This is a genomic window from Nostoc sp. (assembly GCF_036917635.1).
GTDB lineage: Bacteria > Cyanobacteriota > Cyanobacteriia > Cyanobacteriales > Nostocaceae > Nostoc.
This window is the reverse complement of record NZ_JBALCW010000085.1, coordinates 1-4,443: the sequence shown is the minus strand read 5'-3', so window position 1 is coordinate 4,443 and position 4,443 is coordinate 1. Positions and strand designations below refer to the sequence as shown.

The 4,443-nt window shown below is 43.9% G+C and carries 6 protein-coding genes and 1 tRNA gene; 2 read left to right on the top strand and 5 right to left on the bottom strand.

Annotated features, from left to right (window positions below):
• Positions 1-275 precede the first annotated feature (275 nt).
• Both mazG and V7K32_RS19650 read right to left on the bottom strand, forming a co-directional pair.
• A complete protein-coding gene (gene mazG, locus V7K32_RS19655; protein ID WP_334995482.1) occupies positions 276-1,094 on the bottom strand; it encodes a nucleoside triphosphate pyrophosphohydrolase in 819 nt (272 codons plus the stop codon).
• A 50-nt stretch (positions 1,095-1,144) separates the two neighbouring features.
• Positions 1,145-1,732, bottom strand: coding sequence for a metal-binding protein (locus V7K32_RS19650; protein WP_334995481.1), 588 nt, complete (start codon positions 1,730-1,732; stop codon positions 1,145-1,147).
• A 246-nt stretch (positions 1,733-1,978) separates the two neighbouring features.
• Here V7K32_RS19650 and V7K32_RS19645 point away from each other — a divergent pair.
• A tRNA-Val gene (locus tag V7K32_RS19645) sits at positions 1,979-2,051 on the top strand.
• Between the two features lie 39 nt (positions 2,052-2,090).
• Here V7K32_RS19645 and V7K32_RS19640 read toward each other — a convergent pair.
• From V7K32_RS19640 to V7K32_RS19630, 3 genes are all read right to left on the bottom strand, one after another.
• Positions 2,091-2,357 carry a PIN domain-containing protein gene (locus V7K32_RS19640; RefSeq protein ID WP_334995480.1) on the bottom strand — a complete coding sequence of 89 codons (267 nt, stop codon included), beginning with the start codon at positions 2,355-2,357 and terminating at the stop codon, positions 2,091-2,093.
• An 80-nt stretch (positions 2,358-2,437) separates the two neighbouring features.
• Positions 2,438-2,620, bottom strand: coding sequence for a hypothetical protein (locus tag V7K32_RS19635; protein WP_334995479.1), 183 nt, complete (start codon positions 2,618-2,620; stop codon positions 2,438-2,440).
• Between the two features lie 2 nt (positions 2,621-2,622).
• A complete protein-coding gene (locus V7K32_RS19630; RefSeq protein WP_334995478.1) occupies positions 2,623-2,817 on the bottom strand; it encodes a hypothetical protein in 195 nt (64 codons plus the stop codon).
• Between the two features lie 113 nt (positions 2,818-2,930).
• Between V7K32_RS19630 and leuC the strand changes: the two genes are divergently transcribed.
• Complete coding sequence (gene leuC / locus V7K32_RS19625) at positions 2,931-4,334, top strand: 3-isopropylmalate dehydratase large subunit (RefSeq protein ID WP_334995477.1); 1,404 nt, start codon at positions 2,931-2,933, stop codon at positions 4,332-4,334.
• Positions 4,335-4,443 lie beyond the last annotated feature (109 nt).

The following is a 4,443-nucleotide window of genomic DNA, read 5'->3' as shown; positions in this document are numbered from 1 at the left end:
TCTCATAATACCTTTGCTTGAAAAATCGTCTTAACCCTTACCGATAAAGCAATTAATTCCTTTTACTGCCTCAAAATCAGCGAACGCACAGTTATTAAGCCTAACAACAGTTTCTACCGCAAACCAATTAATCAGGCTTTGCTGAATCTCAAAGAAAATGGTGCTTATCAATCGCTATATGATAAGTGGTTCGATGTTGATAAATCTTAAAGAAGCGAGTGGGCAGGGGGGCAGGGGAGAATAATAATTCTTGACAAATGACCAATGACAAATGACTAATACCCTTCTTGAGCAAGTTGAGCTTTTGCCTGTTGCCATAACTTTTCTAATTCATCCAAACTGTAATCAGAAAGGGGACGGTCAACAACTGCCTCCATTTTTTCTAATCGTTGGACAAAGCGTTGATTTGTGCCTTGTAAAGCGGCGCTGGGGTCAAGATTATGCCAACGGGCTAGCTGAATCACTGCAAATAGTAAATCGCCTAATTCTGCTTGTTGTCGTTGTGGTGTTTCTTCAGCTAAAGCCTGTTGAAACTCTCCTAACTCCTCATAAAACTTATCCCAAACACCCTGAATATTTTCCCATTCAAACCCGATCGCAGCAGCCTTTTGAGAAATCTTCATCGCCGCCGTCAGTGGGGGAAGGGTGCGCCCATAACGAGCGAGTTTCGCACTAAATTTTTGCGCAAGAGGGGATGCTTCGCCTTTCTCGGCAGCTTTAATCTGTTCCCAATTTTGCCGCACCTCATCCACACTTGTCACCGACACATCACCAAACACATGGGGATGACGGCGAATCAACTTTTGGGAAATGCCTTGAGTTATTTCTTTGAGGGAAAATTGCCCCGATTCGCTAGCAATTTGGGCTTGCAATACCACCTGTAATAATAAATCGCCTAACTCCTCTCTGATCGCACCCTTATCTCCACTCTTAATCGCATCTACCACCTCATAAGCTTCCTCAATCACATAAGGCGTGAGCGTTTCGGCAGTTTGCGCCAAATCCCAAGGACAACCACCATCAGGCTCGCGCAACTTTGCCACCACCTCAATCAATTCCTGCAACGCCGCCAAAGTCTCATTTTGATTTTCCATACCTCTGCGTACCTCTGCGCTTCCCTTTGCGTCCCTTTGCGTTAAAAAAATTATTTCTTCACTCTTCCCCGACGACCCCCACCCCTGACTTTCCGCTTCTTAATTTTGCCACTAGGAAGCAACCCCCGAACCCCCTGCTTTTTAAAACGTTTATAAGCCGAACCCCCCCAATCGCTTAGAGAATGACTCATCGCCCCCAATTCCAACCCCAAAAACAGGGCGATATATTCAGTATTGTATTGGACGAGCGATCGCCCCACAGTTCCCCCCAAATCTTGCCAATTAAAACTCAGATTCCATAACCTTTCGGCGATTGCTAAAACAAAAATTGCCAAAATAGCTAACAAACACCCCAGATAAAGTATCCGCCCAATCGTGCCAATAATCGGCCCGTGGGATAAAAAAGAACGATGCCGGAGACTTTTTTGATAAGGTAGCCAAATCCAGCGCAAGAAACCCCAGCGTTGAAATTGCACAGAGTAAATATCTAAATCCGGGCCAAACATCAGCCCGCCAAAGATAAACCCGCCTGCAACCAACAAAGTCGCATTGCTGCTGCGAGTTTGCCAGAAAGTAACGCCCGCCACGAACGGCAGAGCATACATAGTAATGCGATCGTGCGTCCGACCAGAGGGCATCTTAAATCCTAAGTGCTGACTAACGGGAGCATCCCAATTTTGGCTTAAATCTTTTCCCTCACCCCCAGCCCCTCTCCCGTCATATGGGATTCGGGGTTAGGGGATGACGGCTATCAAGGTTTTTGCACCTGACGGGATGCTCCCTGAGTAACTCAATACTGAGTCAGTATAAGAGAAAAAAGATTTTCTTAAAACTACTAGCGCAATGGGAAATGTTTTGCTATATTAGTTAAGGATTGAACAAAAGGGCGGTTAGCTCAGTTGGTAGAGCGCCTGCCTTACAAGCAGGATGTCATCAGTTCGAGTCTGGTACTGCCCATTAAATAAATTAAGGCTAGAGACAGCTTAGATGGGGTTTCTAGCCTTTTTTAAATGGATTCACAATCTCTAATTGACCAGCGACTACTAACCCATCTTGCATATCTTCAGAATAGACAATAGTTGCTCTTGCCGATACAGCACAAGAAATAATTAGACTATCCCAAAAAGAAAAATTATATCGACTGCGGATATCTGATGCAGATTCAAAAATAGTCAGATTGAACTCTACGACAGTGCAACGACTATAAAGTGACTGGATTACAGATTTAATTTGCCCTTCGTTAAAGGCTGCTTTTTTCAACAAATTGGCAGCAACCTCATTTACAACCTGCGTACTAATAGAGATATCCGACAATGAATGTAGAGACGCGAAATTTCGCGTCTCTACAAGGGTTTCAGGTTACGCATATTTAATTTCTGGAGATGTCTAATGATGATTTCTTCAGTTTGCGTAATTGCAACAGCAATATCACGCTTTCTTGTTATTTCTGCAACCTCCATCTTTTTATCGTCAAATAAACGATAAAGCCAAACATTCGTATCAATAAAAGATGCACCAGAAATCATAATTATCGGTTATAAATTTCTTCACGGCTGAGTACGCCATCCACTTGAACAGGATTTTCTGTTAATTCATCAATTATGTCTCTTCTTTTAGATGATTTTTTCTTCACCAAAACGATTACTTTAATATCATCTCCTTCACTGAGTTCTTGTTTGTACTCATCGGGAATCTGAATTAAACCATTTTGAAATAAAACCACAGAGGCGCAGAGGACACAGAGGAAAAGATGTAAGTAATATTAAGTGATCTGTAAAAACCAAGACTTTTTTTTGATACTATTTAAGACCGGACTCTTGAAATACTGATTGACGTATGAGCAAAAGTACCCTATTTGATAAAGTTTGGGACTTACACACCGTTGGTACACTTCCCTCAGGGCTGACGCAACTATTTATCGGGCTTCACCTAATTCATGAAGTCACCAGTCCCCAGGCTTTTGCTATGTTACGCGAGAGAAATCTAAAAGTACTGTTTCCAGAGCGGACTGTGGCTACAGTCGATCATATTGTGCCGACAGAAAACCAGGCGCGTCCCTTTGCCGATAACTTGGCAGAGGAAATGATTCAGGCGCTCGAAAATAACTGTCAAGAAAATAACATAACTTTTTACAATATCGGTTCTGGTAGCCAAGGTATAGTTCATGTGATCGCTCCAGAACTTGGACTGACTCAGCCAGGAATGACGATCGCTTGTGGAGATAGTCACACTTCCAGTCATGGAGCATTTGGTGCGATCGCATTTGGTATCGGTACTAGCCAAGTCCGGGATATTCTCGCTTCTCAAACTCTGGCCTTATCCAAACTGAAAGTCCGCAAAATCGGAGTTAATGGCACTCTCAACCCTGGTGTTTACGCCAAAGATGTAATTTTACATATCATCCGCTCACTTGGTGTTAAAGGTGGCGTGGGCTATGCTTACGAATTTGCCGGTACGACATTTGAGCAAATGAATATGGAAGAGAGGATGACTGTCTGCAATATGGCGATCGAAGGCGGTGCTAGATGCGGCTACGTTAATCCCGATCAAGTCACCTACGATTACCTCAAAGGCAGAGATTTTGCCCCCATTGATGCAGATTGGCATAAAGCAGTGGCTTGGTGGGAATCCATCAAGAGCGATGCTGATGCCCAGTACGATGATCTAGTGCTATTCGACGCTGCGGAAATTCCTCCTACTGTTACCTGGGGGATTACTCCCGGTCAAGGTATCGGTGTCAACCAGTCAGTACCTCAACCAGAAGAACTGTTAGAAGAAGACCGATTTATAGCCGAAGAAGCTTACCGCTATATGGATTTATATCCAGGTCAACCGATCAAAGGCACTAAAATAGATGTCTGCTTTATTGGTAGTTGCACCAATGGCAGGATTAGTGATTTGCGAGAAGCTGCGAAAATCGCCAAAGGTCGCCACGTTGCAGAGGGAATCAAAGCTTTTGTTGTCCCCGGTTCTGAAAGGGTGAAGCAAGAGGCGGAAGCTGAAGGACTGGATAAAATCTTTGAAGCAGCCGGATTTGAATGGCGGGAACCAGGATGTTCTATGTGTTTAGCCATGAACCCGGATAAGCTACAAGGAAGACAAATCAGCGCTTCTTCCTCCAACCGCAACTTTAAAGGAAGACAAGGTTCCTCTTCCGGTCGAACATTATTAATGAGTCCGGCGATGGTCGCCACTGCTGCGATTAAAGGCGAAGTCTCTGATGTGCGCGAGTTGCTGTAATTTTTTTGTCATTGGTCATTGGTCATTGGTCATTGGTCATTGGTCATTGGTCATTGGTCATTGGTCATTGGTCATTGGTCATTGGTCATTGGTCATTGGTCATTGGTCA

Bases quoted from the DNA above. Each gene is read 5' to 3' on its own strand.
- mazG (WP_334995482.1), bottom strand. From the start codon at position 1,094: ATGGAAAATCAAAATGAGACTTTGGCGGCGTTGCAGGAATTGATTGAG.
- V7K32_RS19650 (WP_334995481.1), bottom strand. From the start codon at position 1,732: ATGCCCTCTGGTCGGACGCACGATCGCATTACTATGTATGCTCTGCCG.
- V7K32_RS19635 (WP_334995479.1), bottom strand. From the start codon at position 2,620: ATGATTTCTGGTGCATCTTTTATTGATACGAATGTTTGGCTTTATCGT.
- leuC (WP_334995477.1), top strand. From the start codon at position 2,931: ATGAGCAAAAGTACCCTATTTGATAAAGTTTGGGACTTACACACCGTT.